Below are 4,715 nucleotides of genomic sequence, written 5' to 3' on the forward strand. Positions count from 1 at the left end.
ACGAGCGCGAGCACGGCGGTGCCGAGGGCGTCCGGGGTCCCCGCGGCGAGCGCCGCGAGCACCTCCCGGGCCTCGGTCGGGTCCAGAAAGACGAGCTGCGCGGTCACGGTGTCCGTGAGCTGCGGCCGATCCCGGAGCACGTGGGCCGCGGACACGTTCACGCGCAACCAGGGCGCGGCGGCCTGCCCCGCGTCGACGCCGCCCGGGTTCGGGGCGGCCGAGGGGCTGCCGACCCGGGGGCCCGGACCGGGGGACGGCTCCGCCGCGGCGGGGCGCGGCCCCGGGATGCTCGGCAGGACGGGGTGCGCGCCGAAGGCGCGGGCGAGGTCATGGACAGTGCGAGACACCCCAAGAGTATACAAGATGGCACTATTCACCGACTTACGCTCCATAATTGACAGTGCTTTTCGCTTCACGTCGAACTAGTGTCGAAGCCGTTGAACAGCCACGGCGGCGGAGTCGCCGATGAAGGAGGACCCCCATGAAGGCAGTCGTATTCCGCGATCCGAGCACCCCCGTCGAACTGACCGAGGTCGAGCTCGCCGCCCCCGGCGCCGGTGAGGTGCGCGTGAAGATCGCCGCAGCCGGTGTCTGCGGCTCCGACCTGCACGTCCGCCGCGGCGAGTGGGATGCCCCCGCCCCGCTCGTGATGGGCCACGAGGGCTCCGGGGTCATCACCGCGATCGGCGAGGGCGTCACGAACCTCGCCATCGGTGACCACGTCGTGCTCTCCTGGGTCGCCCCCTGCAACGAGTGCCGCTACTGCCGCTCGGGCCACGAGGCCCGGTGCCAGGCCGTCGCGACCGTCGTCGCCCCCGGCGGCGTGCTGCACGACGGCACCTCCCGCCTGTCCGCCAACGGCGAGATGCTGCACCACTACCTCGGCGTCTCCAGCTTCGCCGAGGAGGCCGTCGTGCCCGCCTCCGGCGCAATCAAGGTCCGCGACGACGCCCCCCTCGACGTCATCGCCCTCGTCGGCTGCGCCGTCGCGACCGGCGTCGGCGCGGTCACCAACACCGCGGCCGTCGAGCCCGGCGCGACCGTCGCCGTGATCGGCTGCGGCGGGGTCGGCCTCTCGGTGGTGCAGGGGGCCAAGCTCGCCGGCGCCAAGCGCATCATCGCGATCGACGTCCTCAAGGAGAAGACCGCGCTCGCCGCGCAGCTCGGCGCGACCGACGAGATCCTCGTCGGCGACGGGGACCCGGTCGCCGCCCTCTTCGCGATGGAGCCGGACGGGGTGGACTACGCCTTCGACGCGATCGGCCGCACCGTGACCACCGAGCAGGCCATCAAGATGCTCGGCCTCGGCGGCGCTGCCGTCGTCGTCGGGCTGCCCCCGACGGGCTCCAGCGCGTCCTTCGACCCGCTCGTGCTCGCCGAGGCGGACCAGCGCATCCTGGGCTCGAACTACGGCTCGGTTCGCCCGTCGATCGACATCCCCGCGCTCGTGGACCGCTACATGGACGGCCAGCTCCAGCTCGACCCGCTGGTGTCCGCACGCCGCCCGCTGGCTGAGGCGGGCGAGGCACTCGCCGAGCTCGAGTCCGGCGCGGCGCTGCGCACCCTGCTGATCCCGTAACCCCCGCGTCACCCGCCCGGGTCGGCGTCGTCGACCCGGGCACCACCCCACCCCGTGCCCCCCGCACCCGTTCCAGAAAGCACCGCCCCACCATGTCTGTTGACACCAAGAAGCCCGGCACCGACGCCGGTTTGCGCCGCGGCGTGATGAGCGGGCCTGAGCTCTTCGCCCAGGCCATCGCCAACATCGCCCCGAGCGCGGTCATCGCGTTCACCGCCGCCGCGATCTACACCACCGCCGCAAACGGCACGATTTACTCGTTCCTGCTCGCCACCCTCGTCATCCTCGCCGTCGGGTACTGTATCTCGCAGTTCGCGAAGCAGCACGCGTCCGCGGGGTCGCTCTACACCTACGTCGCGAAGGGCCTCGGCCCCTTCGGCGCGTTCCTCACCGGCGTGACCCTCATCATCGGATGCTGGGGCATCGCCGCCGGCTCCCTGCAGGGCTCCGTGACCTACTTCACGCAGTTCCTGAATCTCCTCGGCCTGCCCGCCTCCGGGCTGGCGAGTGACATCCTGCTCACGGTCGTCCTCGGCGGCCTCGCGATCCTGTTTACGATTCGCGGCATCCGGATGTCGGCGCGCGTCTCCCTGGTGCTGGAGCTCGTGTCCGTCGCCATCATCTTCGGCCTGCTCGTCCTCGCCCTGATCTGGGCGGGCCCGCGCGCCCTCGACCTCAGCCAGTTCAGCTTCGAGGGCATCCAGCCGCAGGGCGTCGCGGTGGGTATGGTGCTCGCGATCCTCGGCTTCGTCGGGTTTTCCTCCGCCGACGCGCTCGGCCGCGAGGCCAAGAACCCCTACACCGCGATCCCCCGCGCCATCATGTGGAGCGCCGCGGGCGTCGGCGTGCTCTACGTCTTCTCCGCCTACACGCAGGTCATCCTGCTCGGCGACAAGCTCGGGACGAGCGCGAGCCCGCTGGAGGACATCGCGCACATCATCGGGATGCCCGAGTGGTTCGGCCCCGTGCTGACCTTCGGTGTGGCCGCTTCGTTCTTCGCCGTGGTCGTCGCCCCGCTGAACGTCGTCGGGCGCATCTTCTACGTCATGGGCAAGGAGGGCGTGGCCCCCGAGCAGTTCGGGCGCACCCACGAGCGCTTCCTGACTCCGCACCGTGCCCTGCTTCTCTTCGGCCCGATCGCGATCATCGTCGACATCATCCTGCTCACGATGGGCGTCGCGGGCGGCGACATCCTCGTCTGGGTCGACACCTTCGGCACCTACGGCTACATGTTCGCGTACTCGCTCGTGGCCGTCGCCGCGGTGGTGTACTTCAAGAAGCACGGCATTCGAAACCGCATGGTCACCTTCTGCGCGACCATCGCGGTGCTCAGCATGGCCTACGTGCTCTACGCCAACCTGTTCCCGGTGCCCGCGTTCCCGCTGAACGTGATCCCCTACCTGTTCTTCATCGTGGTCATCGCGGCCCTCTGCCGCTACGTGTTCCTCGTGAGGAAGCGCCCCGCCGTGATCGCCATGATCGGCGAGACCGACGCGGACACCCTGGAGGGCATCTAAGCGTCACGCCCTCGGGCACCCAGACTTCGGCACGGGGACGATTCCCCCCGGTCCCCGTTCCGAACCCGCGAACGCCCCCGCCCACCGGCCGCTCTCAGAGCGGCTGGCGGTCGGGGGCGTTTGTCCGTTCCGGGGGCGTCCGGCCGCGGCCCGTCGCCGCGGCTAGCGCTGTTCGCAGGCGATGCCGTCCTTGTCCCGGTCGGATTTCGCGTTCGCCTGGTACAGCTGCGCGCTGACGAAGAAGCTCGTCACGGGCTTGCCGCCGCCGGCGACCCGGTCCTTCGCCCCCAGCTTGCCCACCCCGTTGGGGTAGACCCGGTTGAGCGCGGAACAGTTCTGATAGGTGGTTGCCTTCGCGACCTTGCCGGTGCTCGCCGACTGCACGGTCACGGCGGTGTAGCCGGCCTTAGTTGCCGTCACCCGAACCGAGAGCTGCTTGCCCACGTCGGCCGCCGTGAGCGTGTAGCTGCCCCGGGTTGCCCCCGAGATCGCCGCGCCGTTCCGGAGCCACTGCGTCTTCAGGGCCGGGGCAGGCTTCCACGACCCCGCCTGCGCCGTCAGGGTTGCCCCGATCACCGGCTTCCCGGACACCTTGGGCTTCGGGGCGCTCGCAAAGCGTGCCTCGACCGCCCGGGCAGCGCTCTGCTTCGTCGCGGTCGCGTAGCCGGAGCGCGACCCCGTGACCCGCACGGACACGCGTGTGCCGGAGTCCGCGTTCGTGAGCCGGTAACTGGCCCCCGTCGCGCCCGCGATCGGAGCGCCGTTGCGGAGCCACTGCGTCTTGAGCGTCGTCCCCGCCGTCCAGGTGCCGACGGCGGCCTTCAGGGTCTGGCCCGAGCGGGCCGTCCCCGAGAGTTTCGGGGTGGCCCCCGCCAGCGTGCGCAGCACGGTCTTTTGCGCGGAGATGGCGCTGGCGGTGACGTAGCCGCTCTTCGTCCCGGTCACGCGGACCGTCAGCCGGGTCGCGCTGTCGGCCGCGACCAGGACGTAGCTGCTTCCGGTGGCCCCCTTGATCGCGGTTCCGTTGCGGAGCCACTGGTAGCTGAGCGCGGTGCCCGCGGTCCACGCTCCGGCCGTTGCGGTGACCTTCTGCCCCGCCCACAGGTTCCCGGAGATCCCGGGCGTCGCGGTCGTCAGCAGCCCCGTAATCGTGACCGGGGCAGCGTCCCGGTGTTCGCTCCGGTACCCGGGGAGGGACCCGGTCACCCGGACCGTGAGCTTCGCGGTCGCATCGGCGGCACTCGGGGTGTAGCTCAGCGTGGTCGCGCCGGGGATCGCGACCCCGTTGCGAAGCCACTGGGCGCTCGTCGCGGTTCCGGCGGGTGCCCAGGTGCCCGCCGTGGCCTTCAACGGCTGCCCGACCCGCGGCGTACCCGTGATGATCGGGGTGGCCGGGGCGAGGGCGAAGCGGGCGACGTCGAGCCACTCGCTCGCTCGGGTCACCGCCGCCGAATCGCCCTGGACGCCGGTCACGATGACGCGGAGACTCGCTCCGCCGTCCCCGGCCTGTAGGGCGTACTCCGGGGCCGCGGCCACCGTCGCTGTGCCCTGCTCGGTGAGCCGCTCCCAGCGATAGGCAAACGTCGTGCCCGGGGCCCACTCCCCCGTGACGGCTCGCA

3 protein-coding genes and 1 pseudogene are annotated in these 4,715 nt (G+C 71.4%); 2 read left to right on the plus strand and 2 right to left on the minus strand.

The genetic code is table 11. The features are described 5' to 3' along the window. Positions 1–347: pseudogene (locus OOT08_RS07585) on the minus strand (hypothetical protein); the annotation flags it as partial. Positions 348–481: 134 nt separating this feature from the next. Here OOT08_RS07585 and OOT08_RS07590 point away from each other — a divergent pair. Further along, positions 482–1,579: a Zn-dependent alcohol dehydrogenase gene (locus tag OOT08_RS07590; RefSeq protein ID WP_325091993.1), complete on the plus strand. Its 1,098-nt coding sequence runs from the start codon at positions 482–484 to the stop codon at positions 1,577–1,579. A gap of 92 nt (positions 1,580–1,671) precedes the next feature. Then, the gene (locus OOT08_RS07595) at positions 1,672–3,096 is read left to right on the plus strand and encodes an APC family permease (RefSeq protein ID WP_325091994.1); all 1,425 of its coding nucleotides are present in this window, start codon (positions 1,672–1,674) and stop codon (positions 3,094–3,096) included. A 162-nt stretch (positions 3,097–3,258) separates the two neighbouring features. Here the strand turns inward: OOT08_RS07595 and OOT08_RS07600 are convergent. Beyond that, a partial coding sequence (locus OOT08_RS07600; protein ID WP_325091995.1) for an excalibur calcium-binding domain-containing protein occupies positions 3,259–4,715 on the minus strand: 1,457 nt, incomplete at its 5' end.

This window comes from Leucobacter sp. M11 (genome assembly GCF_035726885.1).
Lineage (GTDB): Bacteria > Actinomycetota > Actinomycetes > Actinomycetales > Microbacteriaceae > JAPFRB01.

Coding starts and splice junctions, on each gene's coding strand:
- OOT08_RS07595 (WP_325091994.1), top strand. CDS start 1,672: ATGTCTGTTGACACCAAGAAGCCCGGCACCGACGCCGGTTTGCGCCGC.
- OOT08_RS07590 (WP_325091993.1), top strand. CDS start 482: ATGAAGGCAGTCGTATTCCGCGATCCGAGCACCCCCGTCGAACTGACC.